This is a genomic window from Luteimonas huabeiensis HB2 (assembly GCF_000559025.1).
Lineage (GTDB): Bacteria > Pseudomonadota > Gammaproteobacteria > Xanthomonadales > Xanthomonadaceae > Luteimonas > Luteimonas huabeiensis.
Window position 1 is genome coordinate 47803 of sequence record NZ_JAAN01000010.1, and the last position, 26372, is coordinate 74174.

Sequence of the window (26372 nt, forward strand, 5' to 3'; positions counted from 1 at the left end):
CCATCCGCCGCCGGGCGGCACGCGCCGCCGGGGGCTCCAGAGGGAGGACCCACCGCATGACCGCCGACACCGACCCCCGCGCCCGCTGGCTCGCCGGCCACGGCCCGATCGTCCACCGCGCCGACACCGTCGCGCGCATCGATGCGCAGGTCGCGCGCCTGCACGCCGAAGGCCGCATCCGCCATCCCGACCGGGCCCATGCGCTGCTGGCCGCCGCCGACCGCATCGCCTGCACGGCGATGAACGTGGTCGCGCACATGACCTATGCGCGGCGCATCGACCTGGCCGGCGCCCCGCTGGCGGCCGACGATTTCAAGCCGGTGCCCGAAGGGCATACCGGCGGCTCGCTGAACATGGTGCCGGCCTATGTCGGCTACCTGCTGGCCAACGCGCTCAGCGGCGACACCCGCGGCTGGCTGATGGGCCAGGGCCATTGCGTGGCGGCGATCGAGGCGGTCAATGCGCTGACCGGCGACGTGTCGCCCGCCCAGCGCGGCCGCTACGACCGCAGCGAGGCCGGGCTGTCGCGGCTGTGCGCCGATTTCTACGCCTATGCCATCGACGCCGACGGCCGGCCGGCGGCGCCGCTGGGCAGCCACGCCGGCCCGAACACCGCCGGCGCGGTCTGCGAGGGCGGCTATCTCGGCTTCGCCGCCCTGCAGTACGTGCACATGCCGCTGCCGGGCGAGTCGCTGGTGGCGTTCCTGAGCGACGGCGCGTTCGAGGAGCAGCGCGGATCGGACTGGGCGCCGCGCTGGTGGCGCGCCGAGGACAGCGGCTTCGCGGTGCCGGTGATGATCCTCAACGGCCGCCGCATCGAGCAGCGCACGCAGATCGTGCAGGAAGGCGGCGCGCCGTGGCTGGCCGAGGACCTGCGCCACAACGGCTTCGCGCCGACGATCGTCGACGGCCGCGACCCGGCGGCGATCGCCGGGGCCATCCTCGAGGCCGAGGCCGCGCTGCGCGCCTTCGCCGCCGCGCCGCAGCGGCGCTACCCGGCGCCGTTGCCGTACGTGATCGCCGAGACCGAGAAGGGCTTCGGCTTCCCGGGCGCCGGCACCAACGCGGCGCACAACCTGCCGTTGTCGGGCAATCCGCACTTCGATGCCGATGCGCGCGCGCTGTTCAACCGCAGCGCGGCCGCGCTGCACGTCGCGCCGGCGGCGCTGGACGCGGCGCTGGCGGCCTTCGCCACCCACGTCGAGCAGCGGCGCCCTCCGGAGAGCGCGCACCCGATGGCGCACCGCCGCCCGCCCGCGCCGATCCTGCCGGAACCCGCCTGGGCCTCCGGCGGCGGAGACGCCAGCGCGATGGCGGCGCTGGATCGCTGGTTCATCGACTTCGTGCGGGCCAACCCGCAGCTGCGGGTGCGCGTCGGCAACCCGGACGAGCTGGCCAGCAACAAGATGGGCGGGACCCTGGCCCTGCTCCGGCACCGCGTCAACGCGCCCGAGCCCGGCGTGCCCGAGGACCTGCACGGCGCGGTGATCACCGCGCTCAACGAGGAGGCCGTGGCCGCCGCCGCGCTGGGCAACAAGGGCGGGCTGAACCTGATCGTCAGCTACGAGGCCTTCGCGGTGAAGATGCTCGGGCTGCTGCGCCAGGAGGCGGTGTTCGCGCGGCGCCAGAAGGAACTCGGGCCGGGCCCGGGCTGGCTGTCGGTGCCGCTGGTGGTCACCTCCCACACCTGGGAGAACAGCAAGAACGAACAGTCGCACCAGGACCCGACCATCGGCGAGGCGCTGCTGGGCGAGATGTCCGACACCGCGCGGGTGCTGTTTCCGGTGGACGGCAACACCGCGGTCGCGGCGCTGCGCGACGTGTACGCCGGCCGCGGCCAGGTGGCCTGCGTGGTGGTGTCCAAGCGCGAGGTGCCGCAGCGCTTCGATGCCGCGGCGGCGCAGGCACTGGTGTGCGACGGCGCAGGCCACGCGGCGGGCCGCCCCGACGAGGCCGAGGTGCAGCTGGTCGCCATCGGCGCCTACCAGCTCGACGAGGCGCTCAAGGCGCGGGCGCACCTGGCCGCGCGCGGCCGGCGCGCCTGCGTCAGCGCGATCCTGGAGCCGGGCCGGCTGCGCGTGCCGCGCGACCGCATCGAGGCCGGCTTCGTCGCCGGCGACGACACCGTGCGCGCCCTGTTCCCGCCGGGCTTGCCGCGCGTGCTGCTGACCCACACCCGTCCCGAACCCATGCTCGGTCTGCTGCGGCGCCTCGACGGCGGCCCCGCCGCCACCCGCGCGCTGGGCTACATCAGCCGCGGCGGTACGCTGGACGTGGCCGGCATGCTGTTCGCCAACCGCTGCACCTGGGCGCACGCGGTGGATGCCGCCGCCGACCTGGCCGGCTGGGAGCGCACGGCCTTGCTGGACGCGCCGCAGCGCGCCGCGCTCGACGGCCACGGCGACCCCGCGGCGCTGCGCTTCGCTCTTTCCGACACCGACCAAGGATCCCCATGCTCTCGCTGACGTCCCTCGGTGCCGCCGGCACCGTCACCGGCTCCAAGCACCTGCTGACCCACGGCGACACCCGCATCCTGATCGATTGCGGCCTGTTCCAGGGCCTGAAGAACCTGCGCGAACTCAACTGGCAGCGGCTGCCGGTGGAGCCGCGCGACATCGACGCGGTGGTGCTCACCCATGCCCATCTCGACCATTGCGGCTACCTGCCGCGGCTGCTGCTGGACGGCTTCTCCGGTCCGATCTTCGCGACCGCCGCGACCCGCGACGTGGCCGAGCTGATCCTGCTCGACAGCGCCTGGCTGCAGGAGAAGGACGCCGAGTTCGCCAACCGCAAGGGCTTCTCCAAGCACAAGCCGGCGCTGCCGCTGTACCGGGTGGCCGACGCCGAACGCACCCTGGCCGCGTTCCGGCCGGTGCCGTGGCACCGGCCGGTGGCGCTGCCGGGCGGCGCGACGCTGCGATTCCGCCGCGCCGGGCACATCCTCGGCGCGGCCAGCGCGCAGATCGACGTGGCCGGCCGGACCTTCGCCTTCTCCGGCGACCTGGGCCGCTACGACGATCCGGTGATGCATCCGCCCGAAGCGGTGCCCGAGGCCGACTACGTCGTGGTCGAGTCGACCTACGGCAACCGCCGCCACGACCGCGCCGATCCGGTCGAGGCCCTCGGCGAGACGATCGAGCGCACGGCGCTGCGCGGCGGCACCGTGGTGATTCCCGCCTTCGCGGTCGGCCGCGCGCAGACCCTGATCCACGAGCTGTGGCGGCTGCGCGAGGCCGGCCGGCTGCGCAACGTGCCGACCTACCTCGACAGCCCGATGGCCACCAGCGCCACCGAGCTGCTGCACCGCCACGCCGCCGATCACAAGCTCGATCCCGCCGACTACGAGGCCGCCTGCGCCGCGGTCACCTACGTGCGCGACGTGGAGGCATCCAAGGCGCTGTCGGCCAACCGCTATCCCAAGATCGTCATTTCCGCCAGCGGCATGGCCACCGGCGGCCGCGTGCTGCACCACATCGCCGCGTTCGCGCCGGACCATCGCAACACCCTGCTGTTCTCCGGTTTCCAGGCCGCGGGCACGCGCGGGCGCAAGCTGCTCGACGGCGCCCGCGAGACCAAGATCTACGGGCAGTGGGTGAGCGTGAACGCCGAGGTGGCGGAGATCCCCTCGCTTTCGGCGCATGCCGACAGCGACGAACTGATGCGCTGGCTGTCGGGCTTCCGGCGGCCGCCGCAGCGGGTGTTCGTGGTCCACGGCGAGCCGGAGGCCTCCGAGGCGCTGCGCGAGCGCATCCAGCGCGAGCTGGACTGGCCCGCGACGGTGCCGCTGCAGAACCGGAACTACCCGCTGTGAACGCCGCAGCGCGCGCGCCGGTGCCGGTGCTGCACGCCCACCGCATGCGCCTGCATGCGCAGCACCAGTGCATCGCGATCGTGCACGCCGAGTGCCACGTCAGCCATGCCGAGGGACTGTCCCCGCGCAGCCAGGTGCTGGTGATCGCCGGCGGCCGCCAGGTGCAGGCGCTGCTGTACCAGACCGACAGTCCGTCGTTCGGGCTCGACCGGGTGGCGTTGTCGGAAGCCGCCTGGGACGCGCTGGGGATCTCCGACGGCGACACCGTGGAGGTCCGCCACGCGCCGCTGCTCGAATCGCTGGCGGCGGTGCGCCGGCGCGTGTACGGCGGGCGCCTGGGCGCGGGGGACTTCGCCGCCATCGTCGGCGACGTGGCCGCCGGCCGCTACACCGACGTGCACCTGTCGGCATTCCTCACCGCGACCGCGGTGCTGCCGCTGGACGCGGACGAGACCGTGCACCTGACCCGCGCCATGGTGGAGGCCGGCGAGCGCCTGCGCTGGCCGGGCGCGGTGGTGGTGGACAAGCACTGCGTCGGCGGGCTGCCGGGCAACCGCACCACCCCGCTGGTGGTCGCCATCGCCGCCGCCAACGGCCTGACCATGCCCAAGACCTCCTCGCGCGCGATCACCTCGCCGGCCGGCACCGCCGACACCATGGAGACCCTGGCGCCGGTCGATCTCGACCTCGCCACGCTGCGCCGGGTGGTCGAGGCCGAAGGCGGCTGCCTGGCCTGGGGCGGGGCGATGCACCTGAGCCCGGTGGACGACGTCTTCGTGCGCATCGAGCGCGAGCTGGACATCGACAGCGAGGGCCAGATGATCGCCTCGGTGCTGTCGAAGAAGATCGCCGCCGGCGCCACCCACGTGGTCATCGACATCCCGGTCGGCCCGACCGCCAAGGTGCGCAGCCGCGAGGCCGCCGAGCATCTGGCCCGCCGCCTGACGGCGACGGCGGATGCCTTCGGCGTCGCCCTGCGCTGCCTGTTCACCGATGGCATGCAGCCGGTCGGGCGCGGCATCGGGCCTGCGCTGGAAGCGCGCGACGTGCTAGCGGTGCTGCGCAACGCCGCCGATGCCCCGCAGGACCTGCGCGAACGCGCCGTCCTGGTCGCCGGCGCGGTGCTGGAGCTGGGCGGCGCGGCCGCCGAAGGCGACGGCCCGCGCCTGGCGCTGGACACGCTCGACAGCGGCCGCGCCTGGGCGCGCTTCCAGCGCATCTGCGATGCCCAGGGCGGTCTGCGCGAGCCGCCGCAGGCGCGTTATGTCGAACCGCTGCGCGCCGCGCGCGCCGGGCGGGTGACGGCGATCGACAACCGCAAGCTGTCGCGGCTGGCCAAGCTGGCCGGGGCCCCGGAGCGCAAGGCCGCCGGCGTCGATCTGTCGGTGCGCCTGGGCACGCGGGTCGAGCGCGGCCAGCCGCTGTTGTACCTGCACGCGCAGACGCCGGGCGAGCTGGCCTATGCGCTGGCGTTCGCCCGCGATGCCGGCGGCATCGTCCGCATCGAGGATCCCGCGCGCCCGCCCGAGGCTCGACCATGAGCGTCCGGCCCCCCGCCGCCGCCGACGCGCCGGACACGCTGCGCAACCGCACCTTCGACGAATTGGCGGACGCCGCCGTGAGCGCTGCGCCAGCGCCGCCCGCCGACCGCTATCCCACCGAGGGCGAGCTGATCCTGGTGCTCAACTGCGGCTCGTCGAGCATCAAGTTCGCGCTGTTCGACGCCGGCCGCGACCCGCTGCCGCGCGCGCCGGTGTGGAACGGCAAGGTGCAGGGCATCGGCGGGCCGTCGCCCACCTTCGGCGAGACCGGCGTGGCCCCGGCGCCGGTCGCGCTGGATGCCGCGCGGCCCCATCACGCGGCGCTGGCGCGGATCCGCGAGCGCGTGCTGGCGCGGCTGGGCGGCCGCCGCCTGCACAGCGTGGCCCATCGCGTGGTCCACGGCGGCAGCCGCTACTTCGCCCCGGTGCGCGTGGATGCCGGCGTGCTCGCCGACCTGAAGTCCTACGTCCCGCTGGCGCCGCTGCACCAGCCGTTCGCGCTGGAGGCGATGGAGATCCTGCTGCGCGAGCGGCCGGCGCTGCCGCAGGTCGCCTGCTTCGACACCGCCTTCCACCACACCCGGCCGCAGGTCGAGCAGCTGCTGCCGCTGCCCTACGCGGCCTGGGAGCGCGGCCTGCGCCGCTACGGCTTCCACGGCCTGTCCTACGAGTACATGGCCGCGGCGCTGCCCGAGCGCCACGGCGAGGCGCTCGCGCGCGGGCGCACGATAGTCGCGCACCTGGGCAGCGGTGCCAGCCTGTGCGCCATGCGCGAGCTGCAGAGCGTCGCCACCACGATGGGCTTCTCCGCGCTGGACGGGCTGATGATGGGCACGCGCACCGGCGCGCTCGACCCGGGCGCGGTGCTCTACCTGATGGAGATCGAGAAGCTGAGCCTGGAGCAGGTGGCCCGCGTGCTCTACCACGAGTCCGGGCTGCTGGGCGTGTCCGGCATCTCCGCCGACCCGCGCGAACTGCTGGCCCGCGAGGCCGGGGCGCCGCGCGCGGCGCTGGCGCTGCAGCTCTACGTGCGCCGCATCGTGCGCGAGCTCGGCGCCCTGGCCGCGGTGCTGGGCGGGCTGGACCTGCTGGTGTTCACCGCCGGCATCGGCGAGCACAGCGCGGTCCTGCGCGAGCGCGTGTGCGCGCAGCTCGGCTGGCTCGGCGTCGCCCTGGACGCGGCGGCCAACGCCGCCGACGCGCCGACGATCTCCGCCGCCGGCAGCCGCGTGCGGGTGGGGGTGGAGCCCACCAACGAGGAATGGATCGCCGCCGGCCACGCGCGCGGCCTCGCATGAGCCCGGTCTGCTGCCGTGCGGCCCGCCAGGCTCGCCGCCGCCTCGCGCGTCCGCGCGGCGGCCGCGCCCGAGCACCGCATCGCCTGTCGCGCGGACCCGCCGCGGTCGTTCAGGCCGGCGAGGCCGCGACCTCGCCGTCGCCGTCGCCGGCCAGGCGCCGCAGCTCGCGCAGCGATTCGGGTTCCTCCGCGATGCGCAGCGCCTCGCGCAGGCTGCGGAAGATCCGGTCCACGTAGCCCAGGTCGTTCATCAGCGAGGCCGCCTGCAGGCCGTCCAGCTCCCCGTTGCGCACCATCGCGAACAGGCGCAGCCGGAACGCGCTGCCGAACTCGGCCGCGCTGCGGTCGAGCGCGTCCAGGCGCTCGTGGCGGGTCGCGTCCTCGGGCGGCAGCCGCCCGAGCGCGTACAACGCACGCAGTTGCGCGAACAGGTGGCGGCGCAGCGCCAGGTAGGCCTCGCGCCGCGGCGAATCCGCCTCGCGCAGGCGCAGGCCGAGGTTCTTCTGCAGGTGCTTGGCGTCCTTGACCGCGTTGACCAGTTGCAGCGCCACCATCTGGCTCTGCGCCCAGAAGCGCTGGTGCGCCTCGTCCAGCGGCGCGTCCAGCCGGCCCATGAAGCTCAGCAGGTCGGCGTAGACGCCCTTGACGTGGCGCTGGTACAGCGCCTCGGCGTCCTCGTCGCCGTCGTCCGGACGCGCGTCCAGCGCCGTGGGGTCCGGCGCCGGCCCGTCCAGCCGCTCGACCGGCAGGTACAGCGCGCGGCAGATGGATTCCATGCACAGCCGGCCCAGGTGGCGCAGTTCCAGCGCGACCGCGGCGGCCGCGGCGTCGGCGGAATCCAGCGCCTGCTCGGCGAGGTGGCGCGCGCGGACGCGACCGGCCTGCGCCGGATCCGGCGCGGTGAGCACGGCCGGCTCGGCGGTATCGGGCAGCCGCCGCGCCAGCCAGGCGGCGAGCCGCGTCTGCGCCGGCCAGAACAGCGCCACGCCGCCGGCGTTGAACAGGGTGTGGAACAGCGCCAGCTGCAGCAGCGGATTGCCGCCGAAGCCGGCGAGATCCGCCGTCGCGCGCACCAGCCAGCCCAGCGGCGCCAGCAGCGCGAGCGCCAGCGCCGCGGTGACGGTGTTGAACACGACGTGCGCCAGCGCCAGCCGCTGCCCGCTGCGGTTGCCGCCGAGCATGCCGACCACAGCGGTGCTGAGGCTGCTGCCCACGTTCGAGCCGATCGCGATCGCCAGGCCCTGGTCGAGCTGCAGCTGGCCGCCGGCGAGCGCGGCCAGGGTCAGCATCAGCGTGGCATGGCTGGACTGCAGCACCACGGTGACCGCCAGGCCCGCGGCGACGAACAGCAACGTGCCCGCCGCGCCCGGCGACGCGATCGTTCCCAGGTCCGGGCCGCCGAAGGCGTCGAAGTCGGCCTTGATCTGGTCGATGCCCAGGAACACGAAGGCCACGCCCAGCACCACGCGCCCGGCCGCCTTGCTCCTGGGCCCGGCGAAGCCGGCGAGCACGCCGAACACCAGCATCGGCAGCGCCAGCGGCGACAGGCTCAGGTCCTGCCCGGCCAGCGCCAGCAGCCAGATGCCGCTGGTCGCGCCGAGGTTGGCGCCGAAGACGATGGCGATGCCGCCGGCGAGCTGGACCAGGCCCGCGCTCACGAACGCGATCGTCAGCAGCGACACCAGCGTGCTCGACTGCAGCACCATCGTGCCCGCGATACCGAACATCAGCCCCCGCGCCGGCGTGCCGGTGCTGCGCGCCAGCCACTGCTCGAGCCGGCCGCCGGCGAGCTGGCGCAGGCCTTCCTCCAGGCACTGCATGCCGAACAGGAACAGCGCCAGCCCGGCGCACAGCTGCAGCCAGCCGTCGTTGCGCCAGAACGACCACGCCAGCGCAGCGCCTACCGCCGCGACCAGCCACATGCGCGCCTTCACTCGTCCGCTGCCTTCGCGATCCGCCGAAAGGCGGCATTACATCACTTCGGCGATGCCGGCGCCGATACGCGCGGGCGAGGTCGCTCCGGCGCCGGTGTCGCGCGTAGACGACCGCGTGCCCGCGCAACGGGGCCGCGGAACACGCACGACGTGGCCCTGGGCTTGTATCGGCATTGCAGTGCGCGAAAGGGCCTCTTTTCCCCGCCTGCGGGGACCTGTTGTCTTTCACTTCCCCCGCAAGCGGGGAGCATTCTGCTTTTCCCTTCCCCCGCAAGCGGGGGAAGGTGCCGAAGGCGGATGGGGGGGCACGCCGCAGGCGTGCGAACGTGCCCTCATCCGGCGCTGCGGCTTGCGGGAGAAGGAACGGCATGCGCCCGCTCGCGGGAGAAGGGGGCGACGGCAAGGGACTGCGGCCGCGCTGAAAGAGATTCGTGCGCAACTGGATACCGAGCCAGAGCGCTTGGCCGTGTACGCGCGCGAGTCTCCGGACCGGGGCGCATTCGCGCCGAGGGTGCGTCGATGCGAAGCAGGCGCGCCGCGAGAGGCGGGCGCGATCTTCAAGCCGGTTTGCCGTGAGCTTCGAGGCTGCGTTCGCGCCGCTCGCGGCTCGGGTCGCTCGGACGGTCTTCTCGCGCATCCGAACGGTGCGCACGTCCGGGGGAGGACGTCGCCGGACAAAAAAGACGGCGCCCGAAGGCGCCGTTCGCTCCGACCGGGGCCGGAGGCGGAACTCAATCGCGGTCGGTGGTGGCGCTGCCGACGGTCAGGTCGCTGTCGTCCACGCGCGCGACGCCTTCGATGTCCTGGGCGATGCGCTTGGCCTTGTCGGCCTGGGCCTGGGTCTCGACGTTGCCCGACAGCGCGACCACGCCGTTGTTGGTGACCACGCGGATGTCCATGCCGGAGACGTCGGAATCGGCCAGCAGGCTGGACTTGACCTTGGTGGTGATCCAGGTGTCGTTGATCGGCTGGTCGGAGTCGGCGGCCGCTGCGCGGTCGGTGTTGGTGGGGCGGTGGTCGTCGGCCAGCGCGCCGCCGGCGACGAGCATCAGGCCGCCCGACAGGGCGATGGCGAGCGCGGCTTGCGGGGTGCGGAAACGGTTCATGGGAAAGCCTTCGTCGTGTTGGGTGTGGGACCGGAGTGTTTCCGCGCGGTCGTCCACGAAGCGTGACCGCGGACCGGGCCGGCGTGAAATAAACGGGCGCTGGCGCTCACGTGCGCGAACGCCGCCTGAGCGGCGCGCGAAAGCGCGCCCGCTGTCCGCTCTCGCAGCCGTCCGCCTCCGGCGCGTTTCGCGCCGCGGGCGCGTCTATCCGACGCGCACCATGCGCTGCAACAACCGCTCCATCACCGCGTCCAGGTCGCCGTGGCGGCAGCGGCCCATGTGCACGGTGGAGGTCTGCACCACCGCGCTGCGCTGGGCGGTGAGCCAGTGGAAGCGCGCGCGTTGCGGCAGCAGGCCGATCGGCCCGGCTTCGGCGCCGCCCGCGCACACGCGCGGGATCGCGGCCAGCGCGCGCCAGATCGCGTCCACGTCGGCGCCCGGGCACAGCGCCAGCAGCCGCGCGCGATCCAGCTCGATGCGCGCCTGCAGCCAGCGCCTGCGTTCGCACGACAGCAGGATGCCGACGTTGAGGAATTCCTCGCGCTCCACGCGCGGCACCGCGCGCACCACCGCGTAGTCGTAGGTGTCAGCCGCGCGCACGCATCGCCTCCTCGACGAACGCGGCGCGCTGCGCCAGCCGCGCCGACAGCCAGGCGACGTAGGCCGCGCGCTGCGCCTGCGGCGGCGCGAACGCATCGGGGCCGTCCAGCCAGGCATCCGGCACCTCGGCCACGATCGCGGCCAGGCGCGCGGGGTCGAGCTTCGGCGCCAGTTCCGCATCGGCCTGCGGGATCAGGTCGGCCCAGGGCAGCAGCACGTGGTCGCGGATCAGCGCGAACGCGGTGCCGGCGCCGTCCGCGCGGCCGTCCCAGCCGTGGTGGAAGTACAGCGCCGCGCCGTGGTCGATCGGGTGCAGGCGGCGGTGCCAGAGCATCAGGTTGGGGTTGCGCGCGGTGCGGTCGAGGTTGCAGACGTAGGCGTCGAACCAGACGATGCGCGAGGCCAGCGCCGGGTCCGGCTCCCAGGCCAGCGGATCGAAATTGATCGCGCCGGGCAGGTAGTCGAGGCCGAGGTTGAGGCCGCCGCTGGCGCGGATCAGGTGCTGGATCTCGGGATCGCCCTCGGTGCGCGCCAGTTCCGGGTCGAGTTCGGCGTACACCAGCTCCGGCACCGCCAGGCCCAGCGCCTGGCCGATGCGCCCGGCGATCCATTCCGCCACCAGCGCCCGCGCGCCCTGGCCGGCGCCGCGGAACTTCAGCACGTAGAGCCCGTCGTCGTCGGCCTCGACCACGGCCGGCATCGAGCCGCCCTCGCGCAGCGGGGCGACGTAGCGATCGACCTGGACGGTGCGCGGTGCGTTCATCGCGCGCAGCATAGCCGCTCGCGCGCTCGGCCTGCCGTGGCCGCGCCGCGCTACGGGGCCAGCCCGCGCCCCTGCGCGCGGGCGCGGGCGATCACCGCGCGCACGCGCTCGCGGTCGCGGTGCCGCGAGATCGCCACCGCGCCCAGCGCCAGCGCGCGCTCGCGCATGTCGGCGGGCACGTCGTAGTGCGCCCCGCTGGTCTTGTTCTGGAACGCATGGCGCGGGATGCCCAGCCGCGCCGCGAAGGCGTGCAGTTCGTCCAGGGTATCGGCCATCAGGTGCGCCCAGCGGCGCCCGCGCCACAGGACGACGGCGTCGTCCACGTAGACCGCCATCGGCGGCCGGTCAGCGCGCCGGGGCGGGGAACTCGCGCCGCGCCCAGTCGTCGATCATCCGCTTCTCGTAGTAGAGCGACTCGCCGCTGCGCCCGGAGCTCGCGCCCGTGGTCAGGTAGGAGGGATCGCGCAGGATCCGCTCGCCCTCGTCGATGGTCCGGCCGGAGGCGTCGGTGCGGCGCAGCTGCAGGGTGATCTGCGGCCAGTAGATGTCGCGCATCATCCGCACGTCCTGCAGGTTCGGCCCGAGCCAGGGCTCGTAGTCGCCGGCGCGGCGGATGTCGGTGATCGTGATCTCGACCCGCTCGCCGGCCGGCAGGCGGGCCGCCACCGCATCGCGCAGGTGCTCGGCCAGTTCCCGCACCCAGTCGCCGCGGCGCGCTTCCCAGCGGTTGCCGCTGCGGGCGAGGTCGGAGAAGCGCGCCGGGTCGGTCCAGGAAACGGCCACCGGGCCGGCCTCGGGCAGCGCCCGCGGCAGTTCGGGATCGGTGACGTCGCGCACCGGGCCGCCCGCGCAGGCGGTCAGCACGGCGGCGAGCAGGGCGGCGGCGAAGGCGCGGACCATGACGGCTTCCTCGAAGGGCGACGGCACCGGGGCAGACGCCCTCGAGTGTGGTGCCCGCCCGGCGGCGATTCAAGCCGGCGGCGGCGGGTTCTCCGCGGTGCCGGCTCGGGCCGCGCGTCGGCCACGTCGCCGGCCAGCCCGGCGCCGTCCTGCAGCGCATCGTGATGTCCACCAGCACCGTCTCGCTGGCCGGCATGCGCTCAGACTACCGCTGCACGGCCTTCGCGCCCTCGACGATGCCGCCGCCGGCACCGCCTCCATGCCCGCACGCCTGCGCGCGCGGCGTGCGATGTCTTGACTGGCTGTCGGACGGTGCGGAAGACTGCAGGCCGAGCCCGGCAAGGAACGCTGCGATGCCCCGACGCCCCGGTCCCGTCGCGATCTTCGCGCCGCCGCTGGCCGCCGCGCTGCTGACCGCCTGCGCGCACAGCGCCGCGCCGTCTTCTTCGACCCCGGCACAGGAGTCCGCCGCCATGTCGCCCCCCGAAGCCGCTGCGCCCGCCGGGCAGCCGACGCTCACCGCGGAGCAGGCCCTGGCCCGGCTGCTCGAACTCATCCGCACGACCGAATCGGTGCGGGAGTTCACGCCGGAGAGGCTCGAAAGCGGATTCGGTCTGCCTGTCTGGCACGGACAGGGAGGGCGGTACGGCGTTGGCGAGCAAGTGACGGCCGATTGGCGCTACACTGCGGAGTTCTACACCAGTCCCCTGGATGGCATCCAATTCCACCTGACTTTCTATCCGGTCGTCCCGGGATCGTTTCCGGACATGACCGGGATCTGTGGATTGGATTTCGAGAGATTCTCCGCTGCGCTGGAAGGCATGGGCTTCTCGAACCAGCCTGGCTACGGTGAGCATGGCCGCCTGATGAGCCACATCTTCGACCGCCCGGGAATGCGCGTGGAGGTGTTTCCCGAAGGCGAGTGGATTTGGACCGAAGAGCGGGGCGGGGGACGCGCTTGCGTCAAGATGGTCGTCATTTCCCCACGCTGACGAGGACGCGACATGCCTACGCTCAGCCCGCAATCCGAGTCGCTGCTCACCGCCTTCGCGGCGCAGCCAGGCGTTGCCCAGCACCATGTGGGCAACCTGCGCGGCATTTTGGAGGGCTCGCCGGCCTTGGCGGATCGGTTCGATGCGGCCGTCGCGCAGGGACATCTCAAACAGCTCGCACCACTGGCCCATGCCAATGCGGGCGGCGAATACGATCCCGCGAGCAAGACCATCCGTCTGCCGCTGGGAAAACTGGACACGCCACCCAATGCAGGTGACCTCACCTTCGTGATGGGGCACGAACTGCAGCATGCCTTCAACGCCGAGGCGGTGCGTCAGGCGTCGGCGGCGTTCTCGAAGCAAGTAGAAGACGTAGCAAGCAGTTCCGGGGCGGTACACGACTACACCCCGGCCACGGCGGACATGCTGGCGGCCCATCGGCGCAATGAGGCGAGCGCGGAGATCGCGGGCTGGAATGCGATCGTCAGCCGGCTGCGAGTGACGAACCCGACGCCTACGTTGGCGGACATCCACGGTGCGGGCCGTGGCCGGATGATGGACTTCATCGATGTTGGGGGCACTTCGCAGAACCCGACTCATACGTTGAAACCCGGTCTCTCCCTCAGTTCCGACATGACCATGCCAGCTACCCCAGAAAACCTGGAGGCGATGGGCCGGCACTACTTCGACAAGCCGCCGAGGCAACCCGGCGGCCTCGGCCCCCAGGGCAGCGCCGACTACGCCAACTACTACGCCGCGAGCCTGGTGAGTTTCGTGGCGCAGCGCGAGCGGCACCACAACCCGCCCCAGCCGGGCGTGGAGGCGCCGCGGATGACCTTCGACATGAGCCGGCTGCGGCTGTCGGAGAAGCTGCTGGAGGTGCGGTGGAACTGCAGGCGGAAGTGCTGGAGGCGTTGCGCCACGTGGAGATCACGTCCTGCGGCGGCCGCGCCTGCATCCGCTTGGACGACCGCGCGCCGACCTGGCGCGGCGGCGACGGGGAGTACGTCCTGGTCGACGGGCGGTGACCGGCATTCCTTGTGCGAAGCGCACGTCTGCTGGGGGATGGGCTACCGCACCAGCAGCGGCGCCAGCGCCCGCTTGACGTGGTCGCGCAGCGCCGGCTGCGCCTGCGCGGTGGGGTGCAGGTTGTCGGGCTGGTAGCTGGCGCGGTCGAGCGCGATCGGCTCCAGCAGGAACGGCAGCAGCGGCACGTCGAAGAAATCGGCCAGCTCCGCGTACACGCGCTCGAAGCCGCGGGTGTAGTCGGGGCCGAGGTTGGGCGGCATGCGCATGCCGACCAGCAGCACCTTGGCGCCGACGAACTGCGAGGCGCCGATCATCCGCGCCAGGTTGCGGCGCATCTCGCGCAGCGGCAGGCCGCGCAGGCCGTCGTTGGCGCCCAGCGCGATCACCACCACGCCGGGGCGGTTGCGCAGCACTTCCTCGACGATGCGCGCCGAGCCGCCGGCGGTGGTCTCGCCGCTGATGCTCGCGTTCACCACCCGCCATTCCGGATGCTCCGCGCGCAGGTCCTCGGCCAGCAGGCTCACCCAGCCATCCGCGGCGGCCATGCCGTAGCCGGCCGAGAGCGAATCGCCCATCACCAGGATCGTCCGGGTGGGCGGCGGGACCTGCGCCGCGGGCTGCGCCCAGGCCGCCAGCGACAGCAGCAGGCCGAGGCAGCCGGCGAGCCAGGCGAGGGCGGGGTGCGGACGGGGCGGGACGGGCATGCGGCGATCTCGGCGGCGGAGGTCGGGACAGCTTAGAACGTGCCGCGCGCGGCCGGCGTGCGCGTCGCGCCGCGCGGGCGGCCGCGGTTCGGCGTCGCGGCCCGCAACCGCGCCTGGAGGCGGGCCGCAGCATCCCGCGGCGGGTTCGCGCGGCGTCCGGCCGCCGCCCGTACACTGCGGGTCTCCCCCCGTCCCACGCCGGGCCGGCCCAGGCCGCCCGCAACAGGTGCCCGCATGCCCGATTCGCCGTCTCCCCCGTCCGCCGCGCCCGTCGCGTCGCCGCCCGTCGCCGAGGCCCGTCCCGCGCTGCGCGTGCGCGGCCTGGGCAAGCGCGTGGCGCTGCCGGAAGGCGCGCTGACCATCCTGGACGGGATCGGCTTCGAGATCGCCCGCGGCGACAGCGTCGCCATCGTCGGCGCCTCCGGCTCCGGCAAGAGCACGCTGTTGTCGCTGCTGGCGGGCCTGGACCTGCCCAGTAGCGGCGAGGTGGAACTGGCGGGCACCGCGCTGTCCACGCTCGACGAGGACGGCCGCGCGCGCGTGCGCGCGGACCAGGTCGGCTTCGTGTTCCAGAACTTCCAGCTGCTGCCCTCGCTGACCGCGCTGGAGAACGTGATGCTGCCGCTGGAACTGCGCGGCGACGCCGACGCGCGCGGCCCGGCCGAGGCGGAGCTGCGCCGCGTCGGCCTGGGCGAGCGTCTGGGCCACTACCCGCGCCAGCTTTCCGGCGGCGAGCAGCAGCGCGTGGCGCTGGCGCGCGCCTTCGTCACCCGGCCGGCGCTGCTGTTCGCCGACGAGCCCACCGGCAACCTCGACACCCGCACCGGGCAGGCGGTGATCGAGCTGCTGTTCGCGATGAACGCCGAGGCCGGCACCACCCTGGTGCTGGTCACCCACGACGACCAGCTGGCCGCGCGCTGCCGGCGCGTGCTGCGCATCGACAGCGGGCGGCTGGTCCGCGCATGAGGACCGCCAAGCTCGCCTGGACCCAGTTCGTGCGCGACCTCGCCGCCGGCGAGGTGCGGATCATGCTGGCCGCGCTGGTGCTGGCGGTGCTGGCGGTGACCGCGGTCGGCTTCGTCACCGACCGCGCAGAGCGCGCGCTGGCGCAGCAGGCCAACCGCCTGCTCGGCGGCGACGCGGTGCTGCGCTCGGACGCGCCGATCGGCGATGCGGTGCGCGAGGCCGCGCGCGCGGCCGGCCTGCAGACGACCGAGACCGTCGAGCTGGACAGCATGATCCGCGCCGGCGACGACCTGCGCCTGGGCGACCTCAGCGCGATCGCCGAGGGCTACCCGCTGCGCGGCGCGTTCCGCATCGCCGAGCGCAGCGGCGGCGCCGACCGCGAGGCCGAGGGGATCCCCGCGCCCGGCACCGTGTGGATGAGCCGCGCCGGTGCCGATACCCTGGACGCGGCGGTCGGCGACGAGATCGCGCTGGGCGAGGCGCGCTTCCGCCTGGCCGCGCTGGTGACCCAGGAGCCGGACGCCTCCATCGACTACTTCAACGTCGCGCCGAAGGTGTTCCTCAACCTCGCCGACCTGCCGGCCACCGGCCTGGTGCAGGAAGGCAGCCGCATCCGCTACCGGCTGGTGGTGGCCGGCGCGTCCGGCGCGGTGGAAGGCTTCGTCGCCGGCCTGCGCGACCAGCTCACCCGCGGCCAGCGCCTGGAGACCATCCAGGACGCGCGCCCGGAGGTCCGCTCCGGCCTCGACCGCGCCGGACGCTTCCTGGGCCTGGCGGCGCTGGTGTCGGTGGTGCTGGCCGCGGTGGCGGTGGCGATGGCCGCGCGCCGGCACAGCGAGCGGCATCTTTCCGGCGCGGCGGTGATGCGCTGCCTGGGCGCCAGCCAGCGCACGCTGGTCGGCATCCACGTCGGCGAGCTGGCGCTGCTGGGTGTGCTGGCCGGCGCGATCGGCGTGGCGCTGGCGTTCGCCCTGCAGTGGGCGGTCGGCGGCTGGCTGGCGCGCGAACTGGAACTGGAACTGCCGGGCGCCGGCTGGCTGCCGGCCGTGCAGGGCCTGGGCGTGGGCCTGGTGGTGTTGATGGCCTTCGGCGCGCCGCCGGTGCTGGCGCTGCGCCGGGTGCCGGCGCTGCGGGTGATCCGCCGCGACCTGGCGCCGGTGGAGCCGACCGCGCTGGCGGTGGCGCTGGCCGGCTTCGCCGGGCTGGGCGCGCTGCTGTGGTGGAAGGCCGGCGCGCCGGAGCTGGCCGCGGCCATGCTCGGCGGCATCCTCGCCACCCTGGCGGTGCTGGCGCTGATCGCCTGGGCGCTGATCGCGGCCGTGCGCCGGCTGCGCGGGCGCCTGCGCGGCGGTCTGCGCTACGGGCTGGCCAACGTCAGCCGCCGCGCCGGCAGCAGCATCGCCCAGGTCTCGGCGCTGGGCCTGGGCCTGATGGCGCTGCTGCTGCTGACCTTCGTGCGCACCGACCTGCTCGACCGCTGGCAGCTGCAGTTGGCCGAGAACGCGCCCAACCGCTTCATCATCAACGTGCAGCCGCGGCAGCTGGAGCCGGTGCGCGCGTTCATGGCCGAGCGCGGGCTGGAAGCGCCGCAGCTGTTCCCGATGGTCCGCGCGCGCCTGGCCGCGCGCAACGGCGAGGCGGTCACCGCCGAGACCTACGCCGGCCAGGATCCGCAGACCCGCCGCCGCGCCGAGCGCGAGTTCAACCTGTCGATGGCCGACGCCCTGCGCGACGACAACCGCGTCGTCGCCGGGCGCTTCTGGAGCGGCCGCCCGGCCGCGCCGGAGTTCTCGGTGGAGGCAGGCTTCGCCGAGCAGCTGGGCTGGAAGCTCGGCGACCGCATCGCCTTCGACATCGCCGGGCAGCGCCTGGAAGCGCCGATCACCAGCCTGCGCAGCGTGGACTGGGAGAGCTTCCGCCCGAACTTCTTCGTGCTGGCCTCGCCGGGCGCGCTCGACGGCTACCCGGCCAGCTACATCACCGCGGTCTCGGTGCCGCCGGAGGACGCGCGCTTCACCGCCGAGCTGGTGGGCGCGTTCCCCAACCTCTCGGTGATCGACGTCGACGCGGTGCTGCAGCAGGTGCGCACCACCGCCGACCAGGTCTCGGTGGTGGTGCAGGCGGTGTTCTGGTTCTCGCTGGCCGCCGGCGTGCTGGTGCTGCTGGCCGCGGTCAGCGCCAGCCAGGACGAGCGCCTGCTGGAAGGCGGTGTGATGCGCGTGCTCGGCGGCAGCCGCCGGCAGCTGCGGCTGGCGCAGGCCTCGGAGTTCGCCGCGATCGGCCTGCTGGCCGGGCTGGTCGCCGCGATCGCCGCCTCGCTGCTGTCGGGCGTGGTCGCCACCCAGGTGTTCGACCTGCCGTGGCGGCCAAACTGGGCGATGGCGGCGGTCGGCGGCGCGCTCGGCATGGCGGTGACGCTGGTCGCCGGCCTGGTCGCCACGCGCCGGGTGGTGGACGCGCCGCCGGCGCTGACCTTGCGGGAGCTGCAGGGATGATGGTCCTGCCGCTGCGCCGATGCGGGATCGACGCACCGCCGGTGCGGTAGCGCTGTCGGCCGTGGCGACACGGTTCGCTGGGTGGAATCGCTGCTCGCGGCTGCGCGCTGCGTTACCGGGGCGGGATCGGGGCAGCCCGTCGATGCGCCCGGACGGCGTAGGTGGGCTGCGGTCTCGCAGGTACGCTCGGACGCGACGATCTTCGGCCTTTGGAGTCGGGACGGGGGCGCGTGGATTGGAGGATCAGCGAGCGGCGTCGCGTTCCTCCGCCTCGAAGCGCCGCGCGTAGGCACGCTCCTCGCTGACCCGCGCGACCTCGTCGTCCGGAAGCTCGGGCGCGCCGTATACCGCGTAGGCGATGCGGTTTTGCACCCGGCCGATGCGGCGCAGGCGGTAGCGGCCGGTGACCGTGCCGGTGTCGGGTGGGTAGTGGATCGGCGGGGTGTCGCCGTCCAGATCGAGTTCGCTGTTGTCGACCGGGCCGCCGACGAAAAGTGCGCGCATGCGGGCGTCTCCGTGGGGGAACGGCGACAGGGTGGCTGTGCGCGCGTTCGCGGCCGATGAAATCCGCATGCATGGCGCGTTGGCGCGGCGCGCTTCGCGACGCTTTCGTAGAATGCGCGATCCTCGATCCGCACCCCGTCGCCGTGTCCGATCCCGCTCTCGATGCCCTGATGCTGCCGTTCGCCGAAGGGCGCATCGCGCGCGTGGCGGGCGCGCTGTTCCTCGGCGCGCGCGCCGGCGCGGCGCTGCACGCGTCGCAATGGCCGGGGCTGGCCTGCGTGCAGGCGTTCCGGCCGCAGGCGCAGGCGCTGGAGCGCGCGGGCTTCGAGGTGCGCGCGGAGGCGGAGCCCGGGCGCGGCCGGCCGCTGGTGCTGGTGCTGCCGCCGCGTCAGCGGGAGGCGGCGCGCGCGCTGTACGCGCAGGCGCGCGCGCTGGCCGGTGCCGGCGCCACGGTGGTGGCGAGCGTGGCCAACGACGAGGGCGCGAAGTCCGGCAAGGCCGACTTCGTTCGCCTGTTCGGCCCGGCGGCGTCGCTGTCCAAGCACAAGTGCCGGGTGTTCTGGGCGCGCGCCGACGGTGCGGGCGACGATGCGCTGGCCGCGCAGTGGCGCGAGGCCGAAGCGCCGCGCGAAGTGGCGCCGGGCTGGTGGAGCCGGCCCGGCGTGTTCGCGTGGGACCGCATCGACCCCGCCAGCGCGCTGCTGATCGCGCACCTGCCCGCGACGCTCGCCGGCGAGGGCGCCGACCTCGGGGCCGGCAACGGCGTGCTCGCTGCGGCCGTGCTCGAACGCTGCGCCGGTGTGCGCGGCCTGGATCTGTACGAGGCGGACGCGCGCGCGCTGGCGCTGGCCGAGCGCAACCTCGCGCCGCACGCCGCGCGGGTGCGGCTGGGCTTCCGCTGGCACGATGTCGCCGCCGGGGTGCCGGGGCGCTACGACTTCGTGGTCGCCAACCCGCCGTTCCACGCCCAGGGCCGTGCGCCGCGGCCGGAGCTGGGGCAGGCCTTCGTCCGTGCCGCCGCCGTCGCGCTGCGCCCGGGCGGCGAGCTGTGGTTGGTCGCCAACCGCCAGCTGCCCTACGAGCAGGCCCTGGCCGACGGCTTCGCCGAGGTGCGCACCGTGGTCCAGCGCGACGGCTTCAAGGTCGTCGCGGCGAGGCGCGCGCGATGAAGCTGGTGCGCCTGCTCGCCAACCTCGGCTACGGCAGCCGCAAGCAGGCGGTCGCGCTGTGCCGGCAGGGCCGGGTGACCGACGCCGCGGGCGAGGTGCTCTATGCCGACGACAAGGTCGATCCGGCCGAGGTGCGCGTGGACGGCGAGCCGCTGGATCCGCCGCAGGGCCTGGTGCTGATGCTGCACAAGCCGGTCGGCCATACCTGCTCGACGAAGGATCCGGGCCGGGTGGTCTACGATCTGTTGCCGCCGCGCTTCCGCCTGCGCAACCCCGCGATCTCGCCGGTGGGCCGCCTCGACCGCGACACCTCGGGCCTGCTGCTGATGACCGACGACGGCGCGCTGCTGCATCGGATCGTGTCGCCGAAGTCGGCGATCCCCAAGGTCTACGAGGCCGGGCTGGCGCAGGACCTGCGCGGCGACGAGGCCGCGCTGTTCGCCAGCGGCACGTTGCTGCTGGAATCCGAGGACACGCCGCTGTTGCCGGCCGAGATGGAAACGCTCGGACCGCGCCGCGCGCGGCTGACCCTCCACGAGGGCCGCTACCACCAGGTGCGGCGAATGTTCGCCGCCACCGGCAACCGCGTGGTCTCGCTGCATCGCAGCCGGATCGGCGGGCTGGCCCTGGGCGATCTGCCGGAAGGGCGCTGGCGCGCGCTGGCGCCGGCGGAACTGGATTCGCTGTTCGGGGCCGCGTCGCGATGAGCGCGGTCGCTCCGTTGCCGCACGCGCCGGAGGCGGTGATCTTCGACATGGACGGGCTGATGCTCGACAGCGAGCGCGCCATCCTCGACTGCCTGCGCCGCGCCGCCGCGGAGCAGGGCGTCGACATCGAGCCCGACTGGTGGCTGCGGACGATCGGCCACACCGACGACGTGTGCCGCGAGCTGCTCGGTGCGCGCATCGGCGCGGAGGCGGCCGCCGCGCTGCTGGAGCGCGGGCACGCGCTGTACGTCGCCGTGGCCGAGGCGGGCGTGCCGCACCGGCCCGGCATCGTCGAACTGCTGGAACTGCTGGCCGCGCACGAGGTGCCGCGCGCGGTGGCCACCTCCACCCGGCGGCCGCTGGCGCTGCGCAAGCTCGCCGCGGCCGACCTGCTGTGGCGGTTCGACGCGGTATGCACCAGCAGCGACGTTGCGCGGCCCAAGCCCGCGCCCGACGTCTACCTGTTGGCCGCGCAGCGCCTGGGCGTGGCGCCGTCGTGCTGCCTGGTGCTGGAGGATTCGCCCACCGGCGTGCGCGCGGCGCTGGCCGCCGGCATGACCCCGGTGCAGGTGCCGGACCTGCTCGCGCCCGACGACACGGTGCGCGCCCTGGGCCACCGCATCGTCGATTCGCTGGCCGATGCGCAGGCGCTGCTGGCGCCCTGGCTGCGCGCGCGCTGAAGCCGTCCGCGGCTGCGGACGGCGCGGCCGCGCCTCAGGCGTACTGCATCTTCCGCGTCATGCCGCCGTCGACCACGAACTCCTGGCCGGTGACGAAGCCCGACAGCGCCGGCGCCAGCAGGTGGACGGCCAGCGATGCGATGTCCTGCGGCGTGCCGACGCGGCCGGCCGGATGCTGCGCGTGGTCGCTGCGCGACAGCCGCGGCCGGCGCCGGCGCGCCGGCGCGCGCCAGGCGTCGGTGGCGATCCAGCCGGGGCTGATGCAGTTGACGCGCACCGCGGGGCCGGCGCTCAGCGCCAGCGCGTGGGTGAAGGCGACCAGCCCGCCCTTGGCCGCGGCGTAGGCCTCGCTGTGCGGCTCGGACTGGTGTGCGCGGGTGGAGGCGATGTTGACCACGGCGCCGCCGCCTTCGCTCCGGGACAGCGCGGGCAGCGCGTGCTTGCTGCACAGGAAGGCGCCGTGCAGGCTCGACAGGCGGCGGTTCCACGCCGCCCAGTCGAGCGCCGGCAGCGGCGGCGCGTGCGGGTCGGCGATGCCGGCGTTGTTGACCAGTCCATCGATGCGGCCGAAGCGGGCCAGCGCGGCCTCGACGAAGGCGGCCACGCTGCGCTCGCGGGTCGCGTCCAGGCGCCGGAACAGCGCGTCGTCGGGCCGCTGCCATTCCGCCAGGCAGGCGCGGCCGGCGGTGGCGTCGAGGTCGCCGATGGCCACGCGGCCGCCGGCGCCGAGCACCGCCTGCGCGATGCCGCGGCCGATGCCCTGCGCGCCGCCGGTGATCAGCACCACGCGGCCGTCGAGCGGCCGCGCGGGCCAGGGGAGGATGTCGGGTACGAGCATGGCGGTTCGCGTGCGGGATCGGGCCGGTCAGTCTGCGGCCGCGACCGGCAAGGGCGCGTTACGCGCAGAATGCGCGCGCATGGCGCTCGGGTGGATGGGGAAAGCGCGGGGCGGCGCGCGCCTACTCGGTGGCGTGCGGCTCGGCGGCGTGTTCCAGCATGTCCGTCAGCATGTCGCGGATGTGCGCGTCGGCGGTGGCGTAGAGCACCTGGCGCTGGCGGCGCTCGCCGCGCACCAGCCGCGCGCCGCGCAGCAGGCGCAGGTGGTGGCTCACCAGCGGTTGCGAGGCGCCGATCCGGCGCGCGATGTCGCCGACCGCGATCGGGCCGTCCAGGCAGGCGAGCAGCACGCGCAGCCGGGTCGGGTCGCCGAGCAGGCGATAGGTGGCGGCGATGGTCTCGACGCGGGCGTCGTCGGCGGACGTCATGCGCGGCCGCCGTGGTCGCCGTGCGCCGCCGGCTCCAGCGCGCAGGCCGGTGCGGGCGCGTGCATCACCTCGACCGTGGTGTGGCCGATGCCGAAGCGTTCGGCCAGCGCATGCTTCACCGCGGCCACCGTCGCGCCGGGGTCGGCGCCTTCGGCCACGCCCAGTTCCAGCGTCGCCAGCGTGCGCCCGGAGGTGATCGACCACACGTGCACGTGCGCCACGCCGGCCACGCCCGGCACCTGATCCAGCAGGTGGCGGCGCAGCGCGTCGAGGTCGAGGTCGGGCGGCGCGCCCTCCATCAGGATGTGGAAGGCGCTGCGCAGCAGGGACCAGGCGCTGCGCAGGATCAGCAGGCACACCAGCGCGGAGAGGATCGGGTCGATCGCCATCCAGCCGGTGAAGTGGATGACGATGGCCGCCGCGATCGCCGCCACCGAGCCGAGCAGGTCGCCCAGCACGTGCAGCATCGCGCCGCGGATGTTGACGTGGTCGCGGTCGCCGCGATGCAGGATCCAGAACACCGCCAGGTTGACCAGCAGGCCGACGGTGGCCACCGCCAGCATCGGCCCGGCCAGCACCTCGCCGGGCGCGCGCAGGCGCTGGAACGCTTCCCAGAAGATCCAGGCCACCAGCGCGAACAGGGTCAGCGCGTTGATCAGGCCGGCCAGCACTTCCAGGCGCATGTAGCCGAAGGTGCGGCGGGCGTCGGAGGCGCGGCGGCCGATGCGGAAGCCGGCCCAGGCCAGCGCCAGCGCGGCGGCGTCGGTGAGCATGTGGCCGGCGTCGGCGATCAGCGCCAGCGAGCCGGAGAGCAGGCCGCCGATGACCTCGACCACCATGAAGCCGGCGGTTAGCACCAGCGCGGTCAGGACGACCTTTTCGTTGCGCGCCGACACCGCGGGCGCGTGGTCGTGGTGGTGGCCGGCGTGACGGTGGTCGTGATCGTGGTCGGCGTGCGCGGTCATGGCGGCGGGCGCGGGGGCGATAGGCGTAATCCTATCTACATATGTTTATGTATTCAATTGGCGCGGGCCGACGCGGCCGCGTCCCGGGGCCGCCGCGCTATGCGGGCGCGTCGTCCTCGAACAGCCGGCGCCAGCCGGCGTGGCCCAGGCGGTCGAGCGTGCGCAGGTTGCGCTCGACGATGATGTCGGGATCGGGGTAGGCGGCCACCGCGCGCGCCACGCTCTCCTCGCGCAGCAGGTGCAGCATCGGCAACGGTGAGCGGTTGGTGCAGTTGCCGATGTCGTCGTCGGCGCTGCCGGCGAAGCGGTAGTCGGGGTGGAAGCTCGCCACCTGCAGCACGCCGGACAGGTCCATGCGCTCGATCAGCGCATCGGCCTCGTCGAGGAAGTCGTTGTAGTCGAGGAAGTCGCCCAGCACGTGCGGATGGATCAGCAGCGTCGTATCGACCGTCTCGGCCGGCGTGTCGCGCAGCAGGGCGAGTTCCTCCGCCAGCGCGTCGAGCAGGGCCGCCGGCGTGCGCGCTTCGGTCGTCGCGAAGCGCACCTGGCCCTTGACCGTCACCGCCTTGGCGAACGGGCACAGGTTGAGTCCGATCACCGCGCGCTCCAGCCAGCGGCGGGTGGCGGCGACCGGGTCCGAACCCCCGGCCGCCGCCGGACCGTGCGTCGCGACGCTCCGGTCAGTTGCGCGGCTCATCTCCGAGCCCTCCGTAGAAGACGCCGCCGAGCAGCCCGCCGGCGAAGATCGCGCCGAGCACCTGGGCGACGACGTACGGCAGCAGCTCGCGGCCGGAGAAGCGGCCGCCCGCCCACAGGCCGAGGCCGACGGCCGGGTCGAAGTGCGCGGCGGAGATGTGCCCGAGCGCATACGCGCCGGTCAGCACGGTGAGGCCGAACGCCAGCGCCACGCCGACGAAACCGATCCCCAGCGGGTTTCCATCGCCGCCGAAGTTGGCGGCCAGTACCGCGCTGCCGCACCCGCCCAGCACCAGCCAGAACGTGCCCACGAACTCGGCAGAGCGTCGCTTGATCATGTCGTTATCCCCAAAGGGCGGCACGCGCCGGCGTGCCGGATTCTAAGTGCATGTCCACCGGCCGGATACCGCGGACGCTATGCTTGCCGGCTGTCCACGGAGATCGCCCACCGGCCCAGCATGTCGCGTTCGGAACCCAGGCGCGCGCGCCTGCCGCCGTCCTCTGCGCGCGGCGCGGCGCTGTGGATGCTGCTGGCGGTCGCATTGTTCGCGGTCATGGACGGCGGTATGAAATGGCTGTCCTCCAGCTACCCGCCGCTGCAGGTGGCGGCGCTGCGCGGCGCCACGGCGCTGCCGCTGGTGTTCGCCTGGGTGGCGTGGAGCGGCGGCCTGCGCGGCCTGCTGCGCGTGCACTGGCGCCTGCACCTGCTGCGCGGCGCGCTCGGGGTGGCGATGATGTGGGGCTTCGTCTACGGGCTGTCGCGCATGCCGATGACGACCGCCTACGCGATCGTCTTCGTCGCGCCGCTGATGATCGCCGCGATGGCGGTGCCGTTGCTGGGCGAGCGGGTGGGGCCGCGGCGCTGGACCGCGATCGCGCTCGGCCTGGTCGGCGTGCTGGTGGTGCTGCGCCCGAGCGGCGACGGCGCGGCCACCCGGGCCGGCCTGGTGCTGGTGATGGCCGCGGCCTGCTACTCGGCGGCCGCGATCGCGGTGCGCGTGCTGGCCCAGCGCGACAGCGTGCAGGCGATGGTGTTCTGGTTCCTGGCGATGATCGCGGTGGGCGCGGGCGCGCTGGCGTGGCCGGACTGGCAGCCGATCGCGCGCGCGGACCTGCTGCCGATCGCGATCGTCGGCGCCGCGGGCGCGCTCGGGCAGGTGGCGCTTACCCACGCCTTCCGCCTCGGAGAGGCCTCGCAGCTGGCGCCGCTGGAATACACCGGCCTGGTCTGGGTGGTGCTGCTGGATCTGGGCGTGTGGGGCGTGCTGCCGGATGGCGCGACCTGGGCCGGGGTGGCGATCATCGTCGCCAGCGGGCTGTACCTGATGCGGCGCGAGCGCATCGTGGCGCAGGCGGGCACGGGCGAGGCGCAGCCGTAACGCGCCGCCCGGCTGCGCGGAGCAGATGCCCGCGAAAACGGAAACGGGCCCCGAAGGGCCCGTCGCCTTGCGTCGCGTGGATCGATCCGGTGGGGATCAGAAGCGGGCGCCGATGCCGACGCCGACGGTCCACGGGTCGAGCTTGATGTCCTCGGCCACGTTGGCGCCGGTGGTGCTCAGGCGAGCGTCCGAACGCGCGCGCATGTAGCGGGCGTCGAAGCGGGCGAACCAGGTCGGATCGATGTTGAGGTCGACGCCGACGGTGCCGATCGCGCCCTTCGGCGTGGTCAGGCCGATGTGGTCGCCGCCGGGGTTCAGGTCCTCGCCGCTGATGTTGGACTGGTAGTAGCCCAGGCCCACGAACGGGCGGAACACGTTGTCCGCATCGCCGAAGTGGTACTGGCCGCTCAGCGCAATCGGCTGCTGCTCGATGGTGCCGACCTTGCCTTCCGGACCGCGCACGCGGCTGTCGACCTTGTCGGCCAGGCCCCAGAGCTCCACGCCCCAGTTGTCGGTGATGTGGTAGCTGGCGCTCAGCGCCGGCGCGGGGCCGCCGTCGATGTCGTAGCCGGTGGCGGGGTCGTGGTGCGGCTCGAGCAGGGTCACGCCGCCGACCACGGAAAAGCGCTTGCCGGAGGCGGTGCCGCCGTCCTGCGCCAGCGCCGGGGTCGCGGCCAGGGCGAGTGCGGAAGCCAGGGTGAGAGTACGAAGCACGGTCATGGGGGAATCTCCTCAGTCTTTGTTTGTTATCGCTGTCGTCAGCGCCCTCTTCGGGGCGCGCACACCGTAGCGCCGCGGAAGTGAACCGCGTTCTGCCCGCGCGTCGTTTTTCGCGCGCCCTCTTCACGTTCGCTTCAGCGGGTTCAGGA

General features: G+C 74.0%; 25 protein-coding genes and 1 pseudogene. 12 read left to right on the top strand and 14 right to left on the bottom strand.

Annotated features, from left to right (window positions below; translation table 11 throughout):
- The first annotated feature begins 56 nt into the window (after positions 1-56).
- The 4 genes from Z164_RS0102025 to Z164_RS0102040 are packed head-to-tail and all read left to right on the top strand — an operon-like array spanning position 57 to position 6650.
- Positions 57-2465: a phosphoketolase family protein gene (locus Z164_RS0102025; RefSeq protein WP_024889077.1), complete on the top strand. Its 2409-nt coding sequence runs from the start codon at positions 57-59 to the stop codon at positions 2463-2465.
- Positions 2453-3811: an MBL fold metallo-hydrolase RNA specificity domain-containing protein gene (locus tag Z164_RS0102030; protein ID WP_024889078.1), complete on the top strand. Its 1359-nt coding sequence runs from the start codon at positions 2453-2455 to the stop codon at positions 3809-3811. The genes Z164_RS0102025 and Z164_RS0102030 overlap by 13 nt, the downstream gene beginning before the upstream one ends.
- Entirely contained in the window at positions 3808-5352 is a 1545-nt protein-coding gene (locus Z164_RS0102035; protein WP_024889079.1) for a thymidine phosphorylase family protein, read from the top strand. Before Z164_RS0102030 ends, Z164_RS0102035 begins: the two co-directional genes overlap by 4 nt.
- Positions 5349-6650 carry an acetate/propionate family kinase gene (locus Z164_RS0102040; protein WP_024889080.1) on the top strand — a complete coding sequence of 434 codons (1302 nt, stop codon included), beginning with the start codon at positions 5349-5351 and terminating at the stop codon, positions 6648-6650. The genes Z164_RS0102035 and Z164_RS0102040 overlap by 4 nt, the downstream gene beginning before the upstream one ends.
- 109 nt (positions 6651-6759) lie before the next feature.
- Here the strand turns inward: Z164_RS0102040 and Z164_RS0102045 are convergent, their stop codons facing one another.
- The 6 genes from Z164_RS0102045 to Z164_RS0102070 all read right to left on the bottom strand — a co-directional run bounded on the left by Z164_RS0102045 (position 6760) and on the right by Z164_RS0102070 (position 11952).
- On the bottom strand, positions 6760-8571 hold the full coding sequence (locus tag Z164_RS0102045; protein WP_043689001.1) for a Na/Pi cotransporter family protein: 1812 nt from the start codon (positions 8569-8571) through the stop codon (positions 6760-6762).
- A gap of 743 nt (positions 8572-9314) precedes the next feature.
- Complete coding sequence (locus Z164_RS0102050; RefSeq protein ID WP_024889082.1) at positions 9315-9689, bottom strand: BON domain-containing protein; 375 nt, start codon at positions 9687-9689, stop codon at positions 9315-9317.
- 204 nt (positions 9690-9893) lie between these two features.
- Positions 9894-10289, bottom strand: coding sequence for a DUF3037 domain-containing protein (locus Z164_RS0102055; RefSeq protein ID WP_024889083.1), 396 nt, complete (start codon positions 10287-10289; stop codon positions 9894-9896).
- A complete protein-coding gene (locus Z164_RS0102060) occupies positions 10276-11052 on the bottom strand; it encodes a HipA family kinase (RefSeq protein ID WP_043689063.1) in 777 nt (258 codons plus the stop codon). Before Z164_RS0102060 ends, Z164_RS0102055 begins: the two co-directional genes overlap by 14 nt.
- A gap of 50 nt (positions 11053-11102) precedes the next feature.
- A complete protein-coding gene (locus Z164_RS0102065; protein WP_024889085.1) occupies positions 11103-11387 on the bottom strand; it encodes a DUF4031 domain-containing protein in 285 nt (94 codons plus the stop codon).
- A gap of 10 nt (positions 11388-11397) precedes the next feature.
- Positions 11398-11952, bottom strand: a complete 555-nt coding sequence (locus Z164_RS0102070; RefSeq protein ID WP_024889086.1) for a DUF3016 domain-containing protein — start codon at positions 11950-11952, stop codon at positions 11398-11400.
- A 353-nt stretch (positions 11953-12305) separates the two neighbouring features.
- On the opposite strand from Z164_RS0102070, the gene Z164_RS0102075 reads away from it, so the two are divergent.
- Positions 12306-12944, top strand: coding sequence for a hypothetical protein (locus Z164_RS0102075; protein ID WP_052338333.1), 639 nt, complete (start codon positions 12306-12308; stop codon positions 12942-12944).
- A gap of 12 nt (positions 12945-12956) precedes the next feature.
- Positions 12957-14108, top strand: a complete 1152-nt coding sequence (locus tag Z164_RS0102080) for a hypothetical protein (protein ID WP_024889088.1) — start codon at positions 12957-12959, stop codon at positions 14106-14108.
- Here the strand turns inward: Z164_RS0102080 and Z164_RS0102085 are convergent.
- The gene (locus Z164_RS0102085; protein ID WP_024889089.1) at positions 14015-14677 is read right to left on the bottom strand and encodes an arylesterase; all 663 of its coding nucleotides are present in this window, start codon (positions 14675-14677) and stop codon (positions 14015-14017) included. The genes Z164_RS0102080 and Z164_RS0102085 overlap by 94 nt on opposite strands.
- 234 nt (positions 14678-14911) lie before the next feature.
- Here Z164_RS0102085 and Z164_RS0102090 point away from each other — a divergent pair, with 234 nt between their 5' ends.
- Both Z164_RS0102090 and Z164_RS0102095 read left to right on the top strand, forming a co-directional pair.
- Positions 14912-15643, top strand: coding sequence for an ABC transporter ATP-binding protein (locus Z164_RS0102090; RefSeq protein ID WP_024889090.1), 732 nt, complete (start codon positions 14912-14914; stop codon positions 15641-15643).
- Positions 15640-18138, top strand: coding sequence for an ABC transporter permease (locus Z164_RS0102095; protein ID WP_024889091.1), 2499 nt, complete (start codon positions 15640-15642; stop codon positions 18136-18138). Before Z164_RS0102090 ends, Z164_RS0102095 begins: the two co-directional genes overlap by 4 nt.
- A gap of 243 nt (positions 18139-18381) precedes the next feature.
- Here Z164_RS0102095 and Z164_RS0102100 read toward each other — a convergent pair whose 3' ends face one another.
- A complete protein-coding gene (locus tag Z164_RS0102100) occupies positions 18382-18642 on the bottom strand; it encodes a hypothetical protein (protein ID WP_024889092.1) in 261 nt (86 codons plus the stop codon).
- Positions 18643-18761: 119 nt separating this feature from the next.
- On the opposite strand from Z164_RS0102100, the gene Z164_RS0102105 reads away from it, so the two are divergent.
- The 3 genes from Z164_RS0102105 to Z164_RS0102115 are packed head-to-tail and all read left to right on the top strand — an operon-like array spanning position 18762 to position 21198.
- Entirely contained in the window at positions 18762-19811 is a 1050-nt protein-coding gene (locus tag Z164_RS0102105; RefSeq protein ID WP_425477202.1) for a class I SAM-dependent methyltransferase, read from the top strand.
- Positions 19808-20518 carry a pseudouridine synthase gene (locus tag Z164_RS0102110; RefSeq protein ID WP_024889094.1) on the top strand — a complete coding sequence of 237 codons (711 nt, stop codon included), beginning with the start codon at positions 19808-19810 and terminating at the stop codon, positions 20516-20518. Before Z164_RS0102105 ends, Z164_RS0102110 begins: the two co-directional genes overlap by 4 nt.
- Positions 20515-21198, top strand: coding sequence for an HAD family hydrolase (locus Z164_RS0102115; RefSeq protein ID WP_024889095.1), 684 nt, complete (start codon positions 20515-20517; stop codon positions 21196-21198). The genes Z164_RS0102110 and Z164_RS0102115 overlap by 4 nt, the downstream gene beginning before the upstream one ends.
- Positions 21199-21232: 34 nt before the next feature.
- Here Z164_RS0102115 and Z164_RS0102120 read toward each other — a convergent pair whose 3' ends face one another.
- From Z164_RS0102120 to Z164_RS19820, 5 genes and pseudogenes are all read right to left on the bottom strand, one after another.
- The gene (locus Z164_RS0102120; protein ID WP_024889096.1) at positions 21233-22036 is read right to left on the bottom strand and encodes an SDR family oxidoreductase; all 804 of its coding nucleotides are present in this window, start codon (positions 22034-22036) and stop codon (positions 21233-21235) included.
- Positions 22037-22157: 121 nt separating this feature from the next.
- A complete protein-coding gene (locus Z164_RS0102125; protein WP_024889097.1) occupies positions 22158-22463 on the bottom strand; it encodes an ArsR/SmtB family transcription factor in 306 nt (101 codons plus the stop codon).
- The gene (locus Z164_RS0102130; protein ID WP_024889098.1) at positions 22460-23428 is read right to left on the bottom strand and encodes a cation diffusion facilitator family transporter; all 969 of its coding nucleotides are present in this window, start codon (positions 23426-23428) and stop codon (positions 22460-22462) included. Before Z164_RS0102130 ends, Z164_RS0102125 begins: the two co-directional genes overlap by 4 nt.
- A 97-nt stretch (positions 23429-23525) precedes the next feature.
- Positions 23526-24125 carry a DUF1415 domain-containing protein gene (locus Z164_RS19815; protein ID WP_043689003.1) on the bottom strand — a complete coding sequence of 200 codons (600 nt, stop codon included), beginning with the start codon at positions 24123-24125 and terminating at the stop codon, positions 23526-23528.
- A 1-nt stretch (position 24126) separates the two neighbouring features.
- Positions 24127-24462, bottom strand: a pseudogene (locus Z164_RS19820) (aquaporin); the annotation flags it as partial.
- Between the two features lie 120 nt (positions 24463-24582).
- On the opposite strand from Z164_RS19820, the gene Z164_RS0102145 reads away from it, so the two are divergent.
- Positions 24583-25503: a DMT family transporter gene (locus Z164_RS0102145; RefSeq protein ID WP_081770020.1), complete on the top strand. Its 921-nt coding sequence runs from the start codon at positions 24583-24585 to the stop codon at positions 25501-25503.
- A gap of 96 nt (positions 25504-25599) precedes the next feature.
- Here the strand turns inward: Z164_RS0102145 and Z164_RS0102150 are convergent, their stop codons facing one another.
- Positions 25600-26223, bottom strand: a complete 624-nt coding sequence (locus Z164_RS0102150; protein ID WP_024889100.1) for an OmpW/AlkL family protein — start codon at positions 26221-26223, stop codon at positions 25600-25602.
- Between the last annotated feature and the right edge of the window lie 149 nt (positions 26224-26372).